Annotated in this window: 15 protein-coding genes and 1 other RNA gene; 13 read left to right on the plus strand and 3 right to left on the minus strand. The window is 67.8% G+C overall.

Going from position 1 to position 18,483, the window contains the following annotated elements:
• Positions 1-13 precede the first annotated feature (13 nt).
• From PMI12_RS21490 to PMI12_RS21500, 3 genes are read left to right on the plus strand one after another with little or no spacing between them, the layout of a single operon-like run.
• On the plus strand, positions 14-2,593 hold the full coding sequence (locus PMI12_RS21490; RefSeq protein ID WP_007836665.1) for a PD-(D/E)XK nuclease family protein: 2,580 nt from the start codon (positions 14-16) through the stop codon (positions 2,591-2,593).
• Positions 2,590-5,850 carry a UvrD-helicase domain-containing protein gene (locus PMI12_RS21495; protein ID WP_007836666.1) on the plus strand — a complete coding sequence of 1,087 codons (3,261 nt, stop codon included), beginning with the start codon at positions 2,590-2,592 and terminating at the stop codon, positions 5,848-5,850. Before PMI12_RS21490 ends, PMI12_RS21495 begins: the two co-directional genes overlap by 4 nt.
• Positions 5,847-7,088, plus strand: a complete 1,242-nt coding sequence (locus PMI12_RS21500; protein ID WP_007836667.1) for a TIGR03862 family flavoprotein — start codon at positions 5,847-5,849, stop codon at positions 7,086-7,088. The genes PMI12_RS21495 and PMI12_RS21500 overlap by 4 nt, the downstream gene beginning before the upstream one ends.
• Positions 7,089-7,147: 59 nt before the next feature.
• Here the strand turns inward: PMI12_RS21500 and ffs are convergent.
• Positions 7,148-7,244, minus strand: an RNA gene (ffs, locus tag PMI12_RS27860) — signal recognition particle sRNA small type.
• A gap of 182 nt (positions 7,245-7,426) precedes the next feature.
• Here ffs and dnaX point away from each other — a divergent pair.
• The 8 genes from dnaX to PMI12_RS21540 all read left to right on the plus strand — a co-directional run bounded on the left by dnaX (position 7,427) and on the right by PMI12_RS21540 (position 14,794).
• Positions 7,427-9,271: a DNA polymerase III subunit gamma/tau gene (gene dnaX, locus PMI12_RS21505; protein ID WP_007836668.1), complete on the plus strand. Its 1,845-nt coding sequence runs from the start codon at positions 7,427-7,429 to the stop codon at positions 9,269-9,271.
• A gap of 55 nt (positions 9,272-9,326) precedes the next feature.
• Entirely contained in the window at positions 9,327-9,659 is a 333-nt protein-coding gene (locus tag PMI12_RS21510; RefSeq protein ID WP_007836669.1) for a YbaB/EbfC family nucleoid-associated protein, read from the plus strand.
• Positions 9,660-9,668: 9 nt separating this feature from the next.
• Positions 9,669-10,259, plus strand: coding sequence for a recombination mediator RecR (recR, locus tag PMI12_RS21515; RefSeq protein WP_007836670.1), 591 nt, complete (start codon positions 9,669-9,671; stop codon positions 10,257-10,259).
• Positions 10,260-10,274: 15 nt separating this feature from the next.
• Positions 10,275-10,667, plus strand: coding sequence for an MAPEG family protein (locus PMI12_RS21520; protein ID WP_042673964.1), 393 nt, complete (start codon positions 10,275-10,277; stop codon positions 10,665-10,667).
• A gap of 137 nt (positions 10,668-10,804) precedes the next feature.
• Positions 10,805-11,842, plus strand: a complete 1,038-nt coding sequence (locus PMI12_RS21525) for an ABC transporter substrate-binding protein (protein WP_007836672.1) — start codon at positions 10,805-10,807, stop codon at positions 11,840-11,842.
• 45 nt (positions 11,843-11,887) lie between these two features.
• Positions 11,888-12,703: an ABC transporter ATP-binding protein gene (locus PMI12_RS21530; protein ID WP_007836673.1), complete on the plus strand. Its 816-nt coding sequence runs from the start codon at positions 11,888-11,890 to the stop codon at positions 12,701-12,703.
• Complete coding sequence (locus tag PMI12_RS21535; RefSeq protein ID WP_007836674.1) at positions 12,703-13,539, plus strand: ABC transporter permease; 837 nt, start codon at positions 12,703-12,705, stop codon at positions 13,537-13,539. Before PMI12_RS21530 ends, PMI12_RS21535 begins: the two co-directional genes overlap by 1 nt.
• A 70-nt stretch (positions 13,540-13,609) precedes the next feature.
• Entirely contained in the window at positions 13,610-14,794 is a 1,185-nt protein-coding gene (locus PMI12_RS21540; RefSeq protein ID WP_007836675.1) for a low temperature requirement protein A, read from the plus strand.
• A 33-nt stretch (positions 14,795-14,827) separates the two neighbouring features.
• Here PMI12_RS21540 and PMI12_RS21545 read toward each other — a convergent pair whose 3' ends face one another.
• Entirely contained in the window at positions 14,828-16,435 is a 1,608-nt protein-coding gene (locus PMI12_RS21545) for a transglycosylase SLT domain-containing protein (RefSeq protein ID WP_007836676.1), read from the minus strand.
• A complete protein-coding gene (gene gloB, locus PMI12_RS21550) occupies positions 16,432-17,220 on the minus strand; it encodes a hydroxyacylglutathione hydrolase (protein WP_007836677.1) in 789 nt (262 codons plus the stop codon). Before gloB ends, PMI12_RS21545 begins: the two co-directional genes overlap by 4 nt.
• On the opposite strand from gloB, the gene PMI12_RS21555 reads away from it, so the two are divergent.
• Both PMI12_RS21555 and rnhA read left to right on the plus strand, forming a co-directional pair.
• A complete protein-coding gene (locus tag PMI12_RS21555) occupies positions 17,219-17,989 on the plus strand; it encodes a class I SAM-dependent methyltransferase (protein WP_193386569.1) in 771 nt (256 codons plus the stop codon). The genes gloB and PMI12_RS21555 overlap by 2 nt on opposite strands.
• 42 nt (positions 17,990-18,031) lie before the next feature.
• Positions 18,032-18,481, plus strand: coding sequence for a ribonuclease HI (gene rnhA / locus PMI12_RS21560; RefSeq protein ID WP_007836679.1), 450 nt, complete (start codon positions 18,032-18,034; stop codon positions 18,479-18,481).
• The last annotated feature ends 2 nt before the right edge of the window (positions 18,482-18,483 follow it).

The raw sequence follows: 18,483 nt of genomic DNA on the forward strand, positions 1-18,483 counted from the left end.
CCCTCGATAGAACATGAACGAAGGCCTCCCTGTCCAGGCCCTGTGGTGCGATCCCGCCGATGGCGTCGTTGCGCGGATCGTCCGCGCGCTGGCCGATCGCCAGCTGCATGCCGCCCGCACCGTGGTGCTGGTGCCCTACGCGCAGTTGATGGGCGTGGCGCGCGCCATGTGGGCCCGCAGCGGCAGCCCAGGCTTCGTGCCGCGCTTCGAGACCACCCATAACTGGGCCCGCAGCGCGGGCGGCTTCGTGCCGGCCGGCTACGACATCGCGCACGACATGGCGCGCGACCTGGTCACGGCGCAGGCGCTGCTGTCGCAAGCCGGTTTCAGCGCCGAGCGCTTCGCCCTTGCCGGCCGCGTCGTCGAACTGGCGTATCAACTGGCCCCTCTTGCAGCTGCCGTGAGTCCCGAAGAGCGGGGCGGCGAATGGGCGCAACGCGCGGCGGGCGTGGCCGAGGCGGGCAGCGAGTCGGAATGGTTTCGCATCGAGAGCGCGCTGATCCGCATCGCCGTCGCGTGGGCCTCGACCTCGGGCTATGCCACCGACGTGCTCCTGCGCGACAGCACGCGCGCGCAGGTCGACGCGCTGATCGTGCTCGAGGGCTTCCTGGCCGATCCGCTCACGCAGTCGCTCTGCAAGCTGTGGGGCGACCGCGCTCTTCATCTCTCGCTCGTGCCCTCGGGCGCGCCCACGCAGGCTGCGGTTTCGCACGTCGCCCTCGACCCCGAAGACGAAGCCGAACTCGCCGCCGCCTGCGTGCTGCGCCACCTCGCCGAAGACCGCGCACCGGTCGCCTTGATCGCAACCGACCGCGCCCTCACGCGCCGCATCAGCGCCCAGCTGAGTGCGAAAGGTATCGTCACGCACGACGAAACGGGCTGGAAGCTGTCGACCACGCGCGCTGCCGCCACGCTGATGAGCGCGCTGCGCGCCTGCGCCCACGACGCCGCCAGCGACCAGGTGCTCGAATGGCTCAAGAGCGGCACCGATGGCGATGCACCGGCTGTGCAACTGCTCGAAGCCCGCTTGCGCCGCGAGGGCCTGCGCGACTGGTTGGCCTGGTGTGCCTTGGTGGCGCGCAGCGAGAAAGCGCAGGACGCCACGTTGCTGTCCTTCACCGAGGCCATCGAGGCGCGACGCGCGCCCATGGCCCGGTCCCGCCCCCTGGCCGACTGGCTGCGCGCGTTGCGCGAGCTGCTGGAAGCCAGCGGCCAATGGGCGCTGCTCGACGAAGACCTCGCGGGCGGCAAAGTGATCGGCGCCCTGTGGCTCGATGCCGGCGCGCATGGCGACGACGACGATTTCCCCGGCGGGCGCCACACGCTGGCCGAATTCACCGCCTGGGTCCGCGACGTGCTGGAAGACGCGAGCTTCGTGCCCCCCGCGGGCGACCAGGCACCTAAGGTCGTCGTGCTGCCGCTGTACCAATTGCTGGGCCGTGCGTTCGGCGCCGTGGTCATCCCCGGCTGCGACGACCGGCGCCTGCCTGCGTCGCCCGAGCCGCCCGGCAACTGGAGCGCCGCCCAGCGACTCGAACTGGGCCTGGCGTCGCGTGAAACGCTCGAAGCTGCGCAACGCGCGGCCTGGGCCGCGGCCCTGCACAACTTGTCGTGCGAGTTGATCTGGCGCCAGTCCGACGCCAGCGGCGAGCCGGTACGGCCCAGTCCGCTGGTGCAGGCGCTGCAGCTCGATCACGCGCTGCAGCCCTCGGCCGATCCGCGCACGCCGCGCGACGTGACCGTGCAGCCAACCGAATATCCGACCCCTTCCGGCGCGCTCCTGCCACTGGAGAACATCTCGACCAGCGTGTACGAAGACCTGCGCCGCTGCCCCTACCGCTTCTTCGCGTTGCGGCAGTTGGGCCTGCGCAGCGCCGACGAGCTCGATGCCGAGATCGACAAGCGCGACTTCGGCAACTGGCTGCATGCCGTGCTTGGTCACTTCCACGAGACGCTGGCTGAGGCTGCGACGCAGGACGCCCAGGAACGCACCGCGCTCATCGAAGAGGCCGCCCGGCGCGCGACGCAGGAGCTCAGCCTGTCCGCAGCCGAGTTCCTGCCTTTCGCCGCGGCCTGGCCCGCGGTGCGCGACGGCTACCTCAACTGGTTGACGGGGCACGAGGCGGGCGGCGCGGTTTTCGTCGAAGCCGAGCCCTGGAAGGAGCAGTCCCTGGGCACGCTGCGGCTGATCGGCCGGCTCGATCGCATCGACCGCATGCCAGACGGCCAGGCTTTCGTGATCGACTACAAGACCGAGTCCGCCGCCGTCAGCAAGGAGCGCGTGAAAGACCCGACCGAAGACACGCAACTGGCCTTCTATGCCGCGCTGGTGGCCGACGACACCTTGCGTGCGGCCTATGTGAACGTCGGGGAAAAGTCCTCCGGCACGCAGACCGTCGAGCAGCCCGCCGTGGTCGAGGCGCGGGATGCGCTGGTGGCCGGCATCATCGACGACTTCACGCGCATTGCACAGGGGGCAGCACTGCCGCCATTAGGGGAGGGCGCCGTCTGCGACTACTGCGCCGCACGCGGCCTTTGCCGCAAGGACTTCTGGGGCAACGAGGTCCCCCGGCCCGGGGGCATTGCGAAATGAACGGCGCTGCCTACGAACACAACGGCCGGCACGTCACGCGCGAGGCCTTCTATACCGTCGCCTGCGACCCGCGCCGCTCGGTCGCCGTCGAAGCCTGTGCGGGCGCGGGCAAGACCTGGATGCTGGTGTCGCGCATCCTGCGCGCGCTGCTCGAAGAAGGCGAGTCTGCCTGCGAGCCGCATGAGATCCTGGCCATCACCTTCACGAAGAAGGCGGCCGGCGAGATGCGCGAGCGGCTCGACCAGTGGCTCGAGGATTTTGCTGAACGGACGCCGGAAGAACTGGTCGGCCAGCTCGTGATGCGCGGCGTCGAGCCGGCGGCCGCATTGGCCGCCGTGCCGCGCCTGAAGGGCCTCTACAGGCGCCTGCTCGAAGGCGGCAGGCCGGTGCAGTTCCGCACCTTCCACGCCTGGTTCGCGGGCCTGCTGCGCAATGCGCCGCTCGCGGCGCTGCGCGAGCTGGGCCTGCCGTCGAACTACGAACTGCTCGAAGACGACGCCGAGGCGCGCGGCCACACGTGGCGGCCCTTCTTCGAGGCCGTCACCGCCGACAAGAATGCGCTGGCCGATTACTACGCCGTCGTCGCGACGCACGGCCGCTCGCAGACGGCCAAGGCCCTGAGCGAGGCGCTCTCGAAGCGCGTCGAGTTCTCACTGGCCGATGCAGAGAATGCCGTCCAGCATTTCAGCGTGTTCTTTCCGTCGCTCGAAGGCCTTGACGAACCGACCGAGGCCTTGCTCGGCGAGCCGGTGCGCCGCCGTTGGCTTGACCGCGCCGCCGCGCTCGGCCGCGAGAGCAACAAGACGCCGCAGAAGGCGGCCGAGGCCATCATCGACGTGTTCGGCATGGCCGAGCCTCCAGCCGATTCGCTGGCGGCCGCGCTCGCGCACCTGCGCAAGAACTTCTTCGTCGCCACCGAAGATCGCCTCAACAAGAACCTGCAGAAGTTCCCCGCCGCGCAGGAAGCCGAGGCCGAGCTGCAGGTGCTGTGCGGCGCGCAGGCCCAGCACGCCGCATGGCTCTACCAGCAGCGCATGACGCGCCTCACACGCCTGCTGATCGCAGCCTTTGCCGATGTGAAGCGTGCCCACGGCTGGGTCGACATGAACGACGTCGAGCAGGCCGCGCAACTGCTGCTCGGCCAGTCGGCGCTGTCGGGCTGGGTGCAGGAGCGGCTCGACGCGCGCATTGCGCACCTGCTGATCGACGAATTCCAGGACACCAACCCGCTGCAGTGGCAGGCGCTGTACGGCTGGCTCAGCGCGTACACCGGGGCGCAGGGCCGCGCGCCGCGCGTGTTCATCGTGGGCGACCCGAAGCAGAGCATCTACCGCTTCCGCCGCGCCGAGCCGCAGGTGTTCATCGCCGCGAAGAAGTTCGTGCGCGAAGGGCTCGACGGCGAGTTGCTTAACTGCGACCACACCCACCGCAATGCGCGGGCCGTGGTCGGGCTGGTCAATACGGCGATGCTGGCGGCGCAAGAGGCCGGTGAGTTCGATGGCTACCGCGCCCACACCACCGAGCGCGGCGACGAAGGCGAACTGCTCAAGCTGCCGGCCATCGACCGCGACGCACTCGGCGATGCGTCCGATGCGGCACCGGCCGACGACGGCATGCTGCACTGGCGCGACAGCCTCGTCACACCGCGCGTGCTGCCCGAAGAACAGCTGCTGCAGAAGGAATGCGAACAGGCCGCGCAATGGGTGGCGCAGCGCATCGCCGACGGCACGCCGCCGCGCCAGATCATGGTGCTGGCGCGCCGCCGCAGCCGGCTCTCGGCCATGCAGGACGCATTGCGCCAGCGCCACATTCCCGTGCAGCAGCCAGAGAAGAACGATCTGCACGACGCACCCGAAGTGCAGGACGTGGTCGCGCTGATCGATGTGCTGGTGTCGCCCGCGCACGATCTTTCGCTGGCGCGGGCGCTGAAGTCGCCGGTGTTCGGCATCGGTGACGAGGCGCTGGTGCAGCTCGCACTGCGCCAGCGCGAGCGCGGCCCGGTGAGCTGGTTCGCGCTGATCCTGAAGGACGAAAGCCTGCCGCCGGCGTTGATCGAGGCGGGCACAAAGCTCAGGAAGTGGCAGCGCTGGCTGATGACACTGCCGCCCCACGACGCGCTAGACGCGATCTTTCACGATGGCGATCTGCTCGCGAAATTCGGCGCCGCAGTTCCCGCCGCGATGCGCCAGAGCGCGCTGGCCAATCTGCGCGGCCTGCTGTCCGCATCGCTCGAGATTGACGGCGCACGTTTCGCGACACCGTATGCACTGGTGCGTGCGTTGCGCGCTGGCGGCGTGCGCGCCCCGGCCGTTGCCGCGCCCGATGCGGTGCAACTGCTGACCGTGCATGGCGCGAAGGGACTGGAGGCCGATACCGTTCTCATGCTCGACTGCGACGCGGCACCACCGCGTGCCCAGACCATGGGCGTGTTGGTCGAATGGAAGGGCAGCGACAGCGCGCCGACGCGCTTCGTGTTCCTTGCGAGCGAGAAGACGCCGCCGGCCTGCGCGGCGGCATTGCTCGAAGAGGAGCAGCGCGCGCGCCATCGTGAAGAGCTCAACGGCCTTTACGTCGCGACCACGCGGGCACGCGAGCGGCTGGTGTTGTCGTCGGTGCGCCCGGCGCGCGCCAACGAAGGCAGCTGGTGGGCGCGATTGGAGCCGCTGTGCGAGCCTACCGAGGCCGACGAGCCACTGGTCGCCTTGCCGACCGACTCCGGCGCGGGCAGCTTCTCGATGAAGCGCATGCCTGCGGCGCCCGTGTTGGTCGAACAACCTGCCACCAAGAAAGCGCCAGACACCACCGTTGACGCGCGCGCCGCCGCCTTCGGCCAGGCCATGCACCGCCTGCTCGAATGGGCTGTCCCTGGCGAGCCGCTGCCTGCGGCCCACGTGCGCGCTGCAGCACGCGAATTCATGCTCGATGCGCAGCAGGCGCGCGGTGCCGCCGCGCTGGCGCAGCGCATCCGCGCGGGCGAGGGCGCCTGGGTGTGGGACGATCGCAGGGTCGACTGGCATGGCAACGAAGTCACGCTGGTGCATGAAGGCGAGATCTTGCGCATCGACCGTCTGGTGCGCGAGCGCGACAGCGGCGCCTGGTGGATCCTCGACTACAAATCTGCGGCGCGCCCCGAACGGGACGCTGCGCTGATCGCACAGATGCAGCGCTATCGCGCAGCGGTGCAACATGCCTATCCCGGTGCCACGGTGCGCGTCGCGTTCCTCACCGGGCAGGGCGAACTGGTAAATCTCGAATGACTGTTTCCCCTACCGTCGCCGTCATCGGCGGCGGACCTGCCGGCCTGATGGCGGCTGAAGTCCTGAGCGCTTCCGGCGCACAGGTGCATGTGTATGACGCGATGCCTTCGGTCGGCCGCAAGTTCCTGCTGGCCGGCCGTGGCGGGCTGAACCTCACGCACTCGGAGCCCTTCGATGTGTTCATGACCCGCTTCGGCGAGCGCCGCGCGCAGCTCGAACCGATGCTGGCGCTGTTCGGACCGCAGCAGATGCGCGAATGGGCGAGCGGCCTGGGCATCGAGACCTTCGTCGGCACGTCGGGGCGCGTGTTTCCAACCGACATGAAGGCCGCGCCGCTGCTGCGCGCGTGGTTGCATCGTTTGCGCGCGGCGGGTGTGCAGTTTCATATGCGGCATCGTTGGATGGGCGATGGGGTTTTCGACACGGCGTCGCTGCGGTTCGCGACGCCTGCCGGCGGCATTGCGGCAAAGGCCGATGCGGTAGTGCTGGCGCTCGGCGGCGCGAGCTGGGCTCGTCTCGGCTCCGATGGCGCGTGGGTGCCGTGGCTTCAGGCGCAGGGTGTGGAAGTGGCGCCGCTGCTGGCGGCCAATTCAGGCTTCGACGGCACCGGCTGGAGCGAGCATTTCTCCAGCCGGTTTGCCGGGCAGCCGTTCAAGTCGGTCGCGATCTCGTTCACCGACAGCCACGGGAGGCACTTTGCGCGCAAGGGCGAGTTCGTCGCGACAGCCAAGGGGATCGAAGGCAGCCTGATCTATGCGGCGTCGGCGCTGCTGCGCGACGAGATTGCCGCGAAGGGCAGCGCGACGCTGTTGCTGGATCTGCTGCCCGACCGCAGTGCCGAACAGGTATTGGCCGCAGTGACGCACCCTCGCGGCGCGCGTTCGCTCAGCAGCCATCTCAAGAGCCGGCTGGGGCTCGAGGGCATCAAGGCGGGGGTGCTGCACGAGGCCTTGGGCCGCGAAGCGATGCAGGACGCCGCGCAACTGGCCGCGACGATCAAGGCGGTGCCCTTGAAGCTCATCGCGACGCGGCCGGTCGACGAGGCGATCAGCACGGCAGGCGGCGTGCGCTTCGACGCGCTGGATGCGCAGCTGATGTCGAACGCGCTGCCCGGCGTGTTTGCGGCAGGAGAGATGCTCGACTGGGAGGCGCCGACCGGCGGCTACCTGCTGACAGCGTCGATGGCCAGCGGCGCGGCCGCGGCGCGCGGCGCGATTCGTCGTCTAGGTCTGGGCTGAGAGTGATTGTTGCAAGCCTCGTTTCATTTCGCACGGAATGAAACGAAGCTGCTGAAGAGGTTGACGAGCCTTACCCCTGGCACTGACTACGCAGTTAGGGCTGCTTGGTTCCCCACCTGACCCGGTTGGCCACTTCACCATGCAGGGAGGCCCGTCAGCATGGATTCTAACCCCCCAGTCTTCGCGCACTTCGTGTCGCTTCGCCAACCCCCTTCCAGGAGGCGGGGCGGCCGCTTCGGGCGGCCGTGCGCGGCGCCCCTCCGGAGCGGGGCAGAGAAGCCTCTCGTTTCTTGCGACCGGGGCCGGATCGGCGCCTCACGCCTTTTAGAATGCCCGCAATGTCTTATCTCGTGCTCGCTCGCAAGTTCCGTCCGAAAACCTTCGGTGAGATGGTCGGCCAGGGGCACGTGGTGCAGGCGCTCGAGAACGCGTTGACCACGCAGCGCCTGCATCACGCCTATCTTTTCACCGGCACCCGCGGTGTCGGCAAGACCACTGTTTCGCGGATTCTGGCGAAGTCGCTCAACTGCCAGGGCCCGGATGGCCAGGGCGGCATCACGGCCACGCCGTGCGGTGTGTGCCAGGCCTGCCGCGACATCGATTCGGGCCGCTTCGTGGATTACACCGAGCTCGACGCGGCCTCGAACCGCGGCGTGGACGAGGTGCAGTCGCTGCTCGAGCAAGCCGTCTACAAGCCGGTGCAGGGGCGCTTCAAGGTCTTCATGATCGACGAAGTGCACATGCTCACGAACACCGCGTTCAACGCGATGCTGAAGACGCTCGAGGAACCGCCCGAGTACCTCAAATTCGTGCTGGCCACGACCGATCCGCAGAAGGTGCCGGTCACGGTGCTGTCGCGCTGCCTGCAGTTCAACCTGCGGCCGATGGCGCCCGAGACGGTGCTCGAACACCTCACCGGCGTGCTGCACACCGAGAATGTTCCGGCCGAGCCGCAGGCGCTTCGCCTCCTGGCGCGCGCGGCGCGCGGCTCGATGCGCGACGCGCTGTCGCTCACGGACCAGGCCATCGCCTTCGGCAACGGCGAACTCGTGGAAGCGGGCGTGCGCCAGATGCTCGGCAGCGTCGATCGAGGTCATGTATTCCGCCTGATCGAGGCGCTCGCGCAGGGCGACGGCAAGACGGTGGTCGAAACCTCCGAGGCGCTGCGCGTCGACGGCATGTCCGCCGCCTCCACGCTGGAAGAAATGACGGCTGTGCTGCAGGCCATGGCCGTGCTGCAGGCCGTGCCCTCGCGGGCGGAGTCGGCCGATGCCGCCACCGATCCCGACGCGGCCGACACCGCGCGCCTCGCCGCGCTGATGCCGGCCGACGAGACGCAACTGCTCTACAGCCTGTGCCTGCACGGCCGCGGCGAGCTGGGCCTGGCCCCTGACGAGTACGCCGCGCTGACCATGGTGCTGTTGCGGCTACTGGCCTTCAAACCCTCCAACGCGGCTGCTTCGACGGCCTCCACGGAAAAAAAAACTCTGAATGAAGCTGCGGCCGCGGCGCCGCAGGTTCCGGTGCGTGCCGCAGCCCCCGCTCCGGCGCCTATGCCGGTCGTTCGCGCTCCGATTGACGCTGAAGCGCCTGCTGCGGCGCCCGCCCATGCCGCCCCGGTCCCGGCGGGCCATCGCCTCGCGGTGGTCGATGAACCCCGACAGGCCGAATCCCGCCCCGAGGCCAGCGATACGACCGCCAGGGTTGTCGGCGTGCCCATTCGCGTGCAGCCTCCACCGAGTGTCCGGGACACGCCGCGCCCCGATGAGCCGCGCAGCACATTCACCCCCATTCCGACCAGCGAAGACGGCGATTTCTGGTACGCCACGGTCTCCGAACTGGTCGCGGCCGAGGCCATCACGGCCCTTGCACGCGAACTGGCGCTGCAGTCGCAGCTGGTGGGCCGCGACACGGACCAGTGGCTGCTGCGCATCGAGCGCGAGACGCTCAACCAGCCGTCGAGCCGCGAAAAGCTGACAGCTGCGCTGAACAACCTCGGCCACAACATCAAGCTCGCCATCGAGATCGGCGGCGTGGTCGACAGCCCCGCGCGCCGCAACAAGCAGGCCGCCGACGAGCGCCAGCGCGTGGCCGAAGAGGCCATCATGAGCGACCCTGAAGTGCAGGCGCTGATGCGCGACTTCGACGCGAAGATCGTTCCCGGAACCCTGAAACCGGCCTGAGCTCCCATCTCTCTTATCCTTCACCCACTTTTCAACCCAACAACCAGGACCAACGATGTTCAACAAAGGACAATTGGCCGGCCTCATGAAGCAGGCGCAGGCAATGCAGGACAACCTCAAGAAGGCCCAGGAAGAACTCGCCCACATCGAGGTCGAAGGCGAATCCGGCGCCGGCCTCGTCAAGGTCGTCATGACCTGCAAGCACGACGTCAAACGCATCACCATCGACCCCAGCCTGCTGGCGGATGACAAGGACATGCTCGAAGACCTCGTGGCGGCCGCCTTCAACGCCGCCGTGCGCAAGGCCGAGGAAACCAGCGAGCAGAAGATGGGCAAGCTCACGGCCGGCATGCCTGGTCTCCCGCCCGGCATGAAGCTGCCGTTCTAAGCGGCCGAGATGGCAGACGCCGGTTCGCTCGACGCATTGATCGATGCGCTGCGCCGCCTGCCCGGTGTCGGCGTCAAGTCGGCCTCGCGCATGGCGTTCCATCTGCTGCAGCACGACCGCGAGGGTGCGCAGCTGCTCGCGCGCGCGCTGCAGCAGGCCGCGGGTCACGTTCGGCATTGCGAGCTTTGCAACACCTTCACCGAGGCGCCGATCTGCAGCGTCTGCATGGACTCGCGGCGCGACGGAACCAAGCTTTGCGTGGTCGAGACGCCGGCCGACCAGGCCGCACTCGAGCGCACCGGCGCGTTCCGCGGCTATTACTTCGTGCTGATGGGCAAGCTCAGTCCGCTCGACGGCATCGGGCCGAAGGACATCGGACTGCAGAAGCTCTTCGACCGCGCGCGCGACGGCACGGTGAGCGAGGTCATCCTGGCCACGAACTTCACCGCCGAGGGCGAAGCCACCGCGCACGTGATCGGCGAGGCGCTGAAGCAGCATGGTCTCACGGTGACGCGCCTTGCGCGCGGCGTGCCGGCCGGCAGCGAACTCGAATACGTCGATCTCGGCACCATCGCGCATGCCCTGGTGGATCGCAGGTAGCACGCGCATGCGAACGTGACTTTTTCCTTGCTCACCATCGCCTACTGGTGCGTTTTCATCGCCTGCGGCTTGCCGTATTTCGCGGCGTGGATCGCCAAGGCTGGAAGCTTCGGCCCTCGCGACAACCAGCATCCGCGCGACTGGGCCGCGAAGCAGGGCGGATGGCGCGCGCGCGCCAACAGCGCGCAGGCGAACAGCTTCGAAGGCCTGCCGTTCTTCATCGGCGCGGTGATCATCGCGCACCAGCTCGGCGCGGCACAGGCGCGCCTGGACATGCTCGCCGCGGCCTACGTGGTGCTGCGCGCGATCTACATCGTGCTCTACATCAAGGGCCTGGGCAGCGCGCGCAGTGCTGTCTGGGCGCTCGGGTTCATGGTCAACGTCGCGATACTTTTCCTGGCGCGCTGACGCTTCGGCGCGGGCTTCGCGGCGAGGCCTTCATGATTACGTGAAAACCCGCACGGGATCACCCCGATGCCGTCGCCCGATGCGGCCCCTAAGCTCGATTCAGTCCCAGGAATCACCGAGCCCGCAGGCACCGTTTCATGCTCCATCGCCGAACCCTCATTTCAGCTTCCGCCATCGCTGCCGCAACCATCGCGTTGCCGCGTGTCTTTGCGCAGCAGGCGAAGCTGGAAAAAACCAGGATCTCCATCGCGGTGGGTGGCAAGGCGGCGTTCTACTACCTGCCGCTCACCATTTCCGAACAGCTCGGCTACTTCAAGGCCGAGGGGCTCGATGTGGAGATTTCCGATTTCGCGGGCGGCGCGCGCGCGCTGCAGGCGGTGGTCGGCGGTTCGGCCGATGTCTGCTCGGGCGCCTACGAACACACCATCAACCTGCAAGCCAAGAACCAGTTCTTCCAGGCCTTCGTGCTGCAGGGCCGCGCACCGCAGATCGCAGTGGGCGTGTCGACGAAGAACATGGCGGGCTACACCGGCATTCCCGACCTCAAGGGCAAGAAGATCGGCGTCTCGGCGCCAGGCTCGTCGACCAACATGGTCGCCAACCTCGTGCTGTCGCGCGGCGGCCTCAAGGCCAGCGACGTGAGCTACATCGGCGTCGGCGTGGCGGCCGGCGCGCTCACCGCGCTGCGCTCGGGCCAGATCGACGCCATCAGCAACACCGACCCGGTGATGACGATGCTCGAACAGAAGGGCGACGTGAAGATCATCAGCGACACGCGCACGCTCCAGGGCACGCAGCAGGTGTTCGGCGGCCCGATGCCGGCAGCCTGCCTGTATGCGTCGAGCGAGTTCATCCAGAAAAATCCCAACACCTGCCAGGCGCTGGCGAATGCCATCGTGCACGGGCTCAAGTGGCTGCAGACGGCGGGGCCCGGCGACATCATCAAGACGGTGCCGGAGACCTATCTGCTCGGCGACCGGGCGCTGTACCTCGCGTCCTTCGACAAGGTGCGCGAGTCGATCGCCACCGACGGCCTCGTGCCGGTCGACGGCCCCAAGACCGCGCTGACCGCGATCGCCAGCTTCGACACCACCGTGAAGGCCGACAGGATCGACCTCGCAAAGACCTACACCAACGATTTTGCTCGGCGCGCGAAAGACCGGTTCAAAGCCTGATTTCGAACGGCCCCGCGACCCGGCTCAGGCCGGGTTTTTTACGCCATGTCCGACCACGCACTCGAACTTCTCTCCATCAGTTGCACCTTCCATTCGAAGGACGATCCAGGCCAGCGCTACACCGCGGTGGCCGACACCACGCTGCGCATCAAGGCGGGGGAGTTCGTCTCGGTGGTCGGTCCCACGGGCTGCGGCAAATCGACGCTGCTGAACGTTGGTGCGGGTTTGCTCGAACCTTCTTCGGGCACCGTGAAGGTCTTCGGCCAGACGCTCGCGGGCATCAACACGCGCGCCGGCTACATGTTCCAGACCGAGGCGCTGATGCCCTGGCGCAGCGCCATCGACAACGTCATGGTGGGGCTGCAGTACCGCGGTGTGTCCGATGCCGAAGCGCGCCAGCAGGCCGAGGCATGGCTCTCGCGCGTGGGCCTATCAGGCTTCGGCGACCGCTACCCGCACCAACTCTCGGGCGGCATGCGCAAGCGCGTGGCGCTGGCACAGACGCTGGTGCTCGACCCCGACATCATCCTCATGGACGAACCCTTCAGCGCGCTCGACATCCAGACGCGCCAACTGATGGAGAACGAAGTGCTCGACCTCTGGAGCGCAAGGAAGAAGGCCGTGCTCTTCATCACGCACGATCTCGACGAGGCCATTGCCATGAGCGACCGCGTGGTGGTGTTGTCGGCCGGCCCGGCAACGCACCCCATCGGCGAGTTCGCAATCGACCTGGCGCGTCCGCGCGACGTTGCCGAGGTGCGCACGCAGCCGCGCTTCGTCGAGCTGCACACCCAGATCTGGGAGGTGCTGCGCGACGAGGCGTTGAAGGGCTACGCGCAGCAGCTGAGGAAGGCCGCGTGATGCCCCGCCTTGGACTCAACGAGCGCAACGCGCGCTTCTGGCAGCTGGCGTTGCTGGTAGTGATCCTGGTGGCGTGGCACATTGCCTCGCGCAACCAGCAGTTCGCCTTTTTCGTCGGCGAGCCGATCCAGGTGGCGGGCCGCATCTGGAGCTGGTTCCTGCCGTTCGAGGTGCCGCCCAATGCGCTGTTCCCTGACGGGCTCAAGGGCAACGCCGACATCTACCTGCACCTGGGAACCACGCTGCTGGAGACGGTGCTGGCCTTCGGCATCGGCACGGTGCTCGGCCTGGGTTGCGGGCTGTGGCTGGCGCTCGCGCCCATGGCGAGCCTGATCCTCGACCCCTACATCAAGGCCGCCAACTCGATGCCGCGGGTGATCCTCGCGCCCATCTTCGCGCTGTGGTTCGGCCTGGGCATCTGGAGCAAGGTGGCGTTGGCCGTCACGCTGGTGTTCTTCATCGTGTTCTTCAACGTCTACCAGGGCGTGCGCGAGGTGAGCCCGGTGGTGCTGGCCAACGCGAAGATGCTGGGCGCGAACCAGCGGCAGCTGCTGCGCACGGTGTACCTGCCGAGCGCAACGAGCTGGGTGTTCTCCAGCCTGCACACCTCGGTCGGGCTGGCCTTCGTGGGCGCGGTGGTGGGCGAATACCTGGGCTCGGCGCGCGGCGTGGGCTACCTGATCCTGCAGGCCGAAGGCACCTTCGACGTCAACACCGTGTTCGCCGGCATCGTGGTGCTCACGGCTTTTGCGCTGGTGCTCGACGGCATCGTGGGGCTGATCGAGAAGCGGCTCATGAAGTGGCAGCCCAAGACCGGCGAAACCGAGAAGCTGTAGCTCCCTCATGCGATGATCTTGCGCGACGCTCCGGAGAGCGCGGCAACGAATTCACGGGGGTAGTAAGCCAATGAGCCACGACAACAAGCGGGCCACGACCTTGCGCTCGCGCAACGAGGCTGCCAGGGTCTCGAACGAAGAGCTGTTCTTCGATCTGGTCTATGCTTTTTCGGTCACGCAACTCTCCCACTATCTGCTGGACCACCTCACGCTGTCGGGCGCGTTCCAGACGCTGGTGATGTGGTTCGCGGTATGGCTGGGCTGGCAGTACACGGCATGGACCACCAACTGGTTCAACCCTGGCGCGCTACGCATTCGAGGCGTGCTGTTCGCCATCATGCTGCTGGCCATGGTGATGGCCTCGGCGCTGCCCGGCGCCTTCGCAGAGCGCGGGCTGGTGTTCGCGCTGTGCTTCGTGGGCATCCAGGCGGGGCGCACGTTCTGCATGCTGATCGCCATCGGCTCGAACGATCCGCTCACACCCAATTTTCGCCGGCTGCTGGCATGGAACTGCCTGGCCGGAGCGTTCTGGATCGCGGGCGGCTTGGCCGAAGGGCAGGCGCGCCTCGCGCTGTGGTTCGTTGGCGTGCTGTGCGAATACATCGCGCCGATGATCGGGCTGCGCTTTCCGGGACTGGGTCGCTCCACGACCGCCGACTGGACCATTGACGGCGGGCACCTCGCCGAACGCTGCCAGTTGTTCGTGATCGTCGCGCTGGGCGAGTCGGTGCTGGCCACCGGCATCGCCTTCGGCCAGCACACTGAATGGCACGGCATCGACCTGTTCGCGCTGCTCGTGGGTTTCTCGGGCAGCCTCGCGATGTGGTGGATGTACTTCGACACCAGCGCGAGGGAGGCGACCCATGCCATCGAGCATTCGCCCGACCCCGGTGGCATCGGCGCCAAGTTCCACTACACGCACGTGATCCTGGTGGCGGGCATCATCGTGTGCGCGGTGGCGGACGAGCTCACGATCAACGAGGGCTCGCACCATGCCGAGCTCAAGTATCTCGGCGCACTCATCGGCGGGCCGGCGCTGTACCTGTTCGGCAATGCGCTGTTCAAGCGTGTGGTGCGCGGTTTCCTGCCGCAGTCGCACCTTTACGGCCTGGGCCTGTTGGCCGTGCTCGCAGTCTTTGCTCCGCACCTCTCGGTGATGGTGGTGGGCACGCTCACGACGCTTGTCATGATCGCCGTGGCCGCACTCGAAGCCGTGGTGCGCCGCAGGGCATGGGCTGCGGCAGCGGCCCGCTGAACCTCCAGAGGCCGAAGCAGGAAGAGCGCCGTTTCAGCGTTTTTTCTTGGCCGGCATGCCGCCGCGCTTCTCGCGCACCACCTGCTGCTTGCTGCTGGCAGGCACCTTGACAACATTGGTGCCCCGCGGCGCCGAAACCTTCACCGGTGCGCCGCGCTTCGCAGATACCGCCACCGCGTGTCCGCGCGCGACCGCCACGCCGGTGCCGGCGCGCGCCGCCACCGTGGCGCGGATCGGCAGGTACACCACCACGCTGAAGCCGCGCTTGAAGGCGTGGTTGGGCTTCACGTCGTTCCACTCGGCCACGTTGGCGGGCTTGAGGTTGTAGCGGCGCGCAATGCTGGCGACGCTGTCCGCGCGCCCGGCCTTCACCGTCGTGCGGTGGGTGACGATTTCGGGCTGGAAACTCAGGTGGCCGCCGTCGGCCACCACGGCCGCCACGTCTTCCTTCACGCGGGCGCCGCGCGGCACAATCAGCGTCGAGCCGGCCTTGATGAGCATGCGCGGCGGCACGTTGTTGATGGCGCGCAGGTCGCTTTCGCTCATGCCGGAGCGCTGGGCCGCGTCGGCAACGGTCATGGTGTTGGGCACGACCCAGGCGGTCCAGCTGGCGTACTGACCCTGCGAATAGGCATCGAAGTTGCGCTGGAACACGGCCGCGTTGTCCCACGGCAGCAGGATCTGCGGCGTGCCGGCTGCGATCAGCACCGGTTTGTGCGCGGCGGGGTTGAGCGCGCGGAAGTCTTCGAGCCGCACGTCGGCAAGCTTGGCGGCGAGTTCCACGTCGAGGTCACGCGTGAGCGTGACGGTCTGGAAGTACGGGTGGTTGGCGATCAGCGGCAGCTCGGTGTTGAAGGCCTGCGGATTCGCCACGATGTTCTTCACGGCCTGCAGCTTGGGCACGTAGAGCCGTGTCTCGGCGGGCATCGTGAGGTCGCTGTAGGTGGTGGGCAGGCCCAGGCGCTGGTTCTTGGCGATGGCGCGGCTCACGCTGCCTTCGCCCCAGTTGTAGGCGGCCAGGGCCAGTTGCCAGTCGCCGAACATGCCATAGAGCTTCTGCAGGTAGTCGAGCGCGGCGCGGGTGGAGGCCACCACGTCGCGGCGGTCGTCGCGGAAGATGTTCTGCTTCAGGTCGAAGTCGGTGCCGGTGGCCGGCATGAACTGCCACATGCCCGCGGCGCGCGCGCTGGAGATGGCCTGCGGATTGAACGCGCTCTCGATGTAGGGCAGCAGTGCGAGTTCGGTCGGCATGTTGCGCCGCTCGAGCTCCTCGACGATGTGGAAGATGTACTTGTTCGAGCGCTCCGTCATGCGCTGGATGTAGTCGGGCCGGCTGGAATACCACTGCTCGCGATCGCGCACCAGGTCGCTGTCGAGGTTGGGCATCTTGAAGCCGCGGCGGATGCGGTCCCACATGTCGACCGGCGGCGCGAGCGTGACCACGCTCTGCGATTGGGCCTGTCCGGTGGCGAGGGGCGAGAGAGAGTCGCGTGGGTAGATGGGGGCCGCACTACCCGTGGCCTTGGCGCCGGTGCCGCCGGCCGACGAAGAAGAGGGGGAGGAGCTGTTGTTGTTGCTCGTGCCCGCGCAGCCCGCGAGCACCAGTGAACCTGCAAGGCAGGTGGCAGCGATCAGTTTCATCGGAAGTCGTTTTTCCATTGGCGCAGTGCGGCGAACACATCGGCCTCGGCTGCATCGGCAGCCAGCTCGGCGTGGGCACGCACCGCTCGAAGGACAGTGGCTTCGCGGCTGCGAAGAAAGGGGTTGACCTGGCGTTCGATTGCCAGTTGCGACGGCAGCGTGGGCTGCCCCTGCGCGCGCAGGCTTTCGCAGCGCGCGTTGTAGTGATCCAGTTCGGCGTTGCCCGGTTCCACCGCCTGGGCAAAACGCAGGTTAGAAAGTGTGTATTCGTGCGCACAGCAGACACGCGTGTCGCCCGGCAATGCGGCAAGCGCATCGAGCGAAGCCAGCATCTGCCCGGGGGTGCCTTCGAACAGGCGCCCGCAGCCGCCGGAGAACAGCGTGTCGCCGCAGAACAGCAGCGGCGCATCGCCACCCGCCGTTTGCGCCGCAGGCAGGAAGTACGCGATGTGGCCGGCCGTATGGCCCGGCACGTCGATGACCTCGAAGCGCAGGCCGAGCACCTCGGCAATGTCGCCTTGCGCCAGCGGCGTGAACGGCTCGGGAATGCGCTCGCGCGCCGGCCCCCACACGGGTGCGCCGGTGGCCTCGTGCAGCGCGGCCACGCCCCCTGTGTGATCGGGATGGTGGTGCGTGACTAGAATCGCGGCCAGCTGCAGCTTGTGGCGCGCCAGCGCGTCGAACACCGGTTGGGCGTCGCCCGGATCCACCACGATGGCGTGGGACCCGTCGTGCAGCATCCAGATGTAGTTGTCAGCGAAGGCGGGCAGCGGAACAAGGGTCATGAGCGGTCAAATTATAGGTTTGCAGGATTGGTTCGCGACCCCCCCGGGGCGCTACCTTCTGGCTTGGGAGCAGGCCCAGTTCGATCAGGCGGTGGCCGACGTGTTCGGCTATCACGCGCTGCAGCTGGGTGCGGCCGAGGTCGACGGCTTGCGCGCCAACCGCATGCCGCACCGCTGGCTGGCGCTGGACGACCCCGCCCGAGGCGGCAGGGCGACGCTCCTGACCGACTTCGCGGCATTGCCGTTTGCAGCCAACAGCCTCGACCTGGTGGTGATGCCGCACGCGCTCGAACTGAGCCCCGATCCGCACGCCACCCTGCGCGAGGTGGAGCGGGTGCTGGTGCCCGAGGGCCGCGTGGTGATCTGCGGGTTCAACCCGGCCAGCCTCTGGGGCATGCGGCAGCGACGCGCACACCTCTATCGCCGGCTCGGCATCGGCGACCTGTACCTGCCCGAAGGCGGGGAGTTCATCGGCTACTGGCGCATGCGCGACTGGCTGCGGCTCCTGAGCTTCGAGGTGGAGTCGGGCCGCTTCGGCGTCTACCGGCCTGCGGTGCGCAGCGAAGCCTGGCTGGAGCGCTCGCGCTGGATGGATGCCGCCGGCGAGCGCTGGTGGCCGATCTTTGGCGCAGCCTACTTCCTGGTCGCCGTGAAGCGGGTGCGCGGCATGCGCCTGCTGAGCGCCGAGTGGCGCCGCTCGGGCGCCCGCGCCACGGCGCCGGTGCCCATCGCGGGCAAGGTGCACCGCAACGAGGTCGGCAAGAATTGAGAATGAACGAAAACGAATGATGATGAAGAAGGAAAAGCCGGTTTGAACGAAGTCGTGATCTACACCGATGGCGCGTGCAAGGGAAACCCCGGCCCTGGCGGCTGGGGCGCGTGGCTCAAGTCGGGCTCCACCGAGAAAGACCTGTTCGGCGGTGAACTCGACACCACCAACAACCGCATGGAGCTGACTGCCGTCATCGAAGGCCTGGCCGCGCTCAAGCGGCCCTGCAAGGTGCTGCTTTATCTAGACAGCCAGTACGTGCGCAAGGGCATCACCGAGTGGATCCGCGGCTGGAAGACCAAGGGCTGGATGACAGCCAGCAAGCAGCCCGTGAAGAACGTCGAACTCTGGCAGCGGCTCGACAAGCTGGTGAGCGAGGGCGGCCACCAGATCGAGTGGCGCTGGGTCAAGGGCCACTCGGGAGACCCGGGCAACGAGCGCGCCGACATGCTGGCCAACAAGGGCGTGGACAAGGCCTTGGGCCGGATCTGACC

It is taken from the genome of Variovorax sp. CF313 (genome assembly GCF_000282635.1).
Lineage (GTDB): Bacteria > Pseudomonadota > Gammaproteobacteria > Burkholderiales > Burkholderiaceae_C > Variovorax.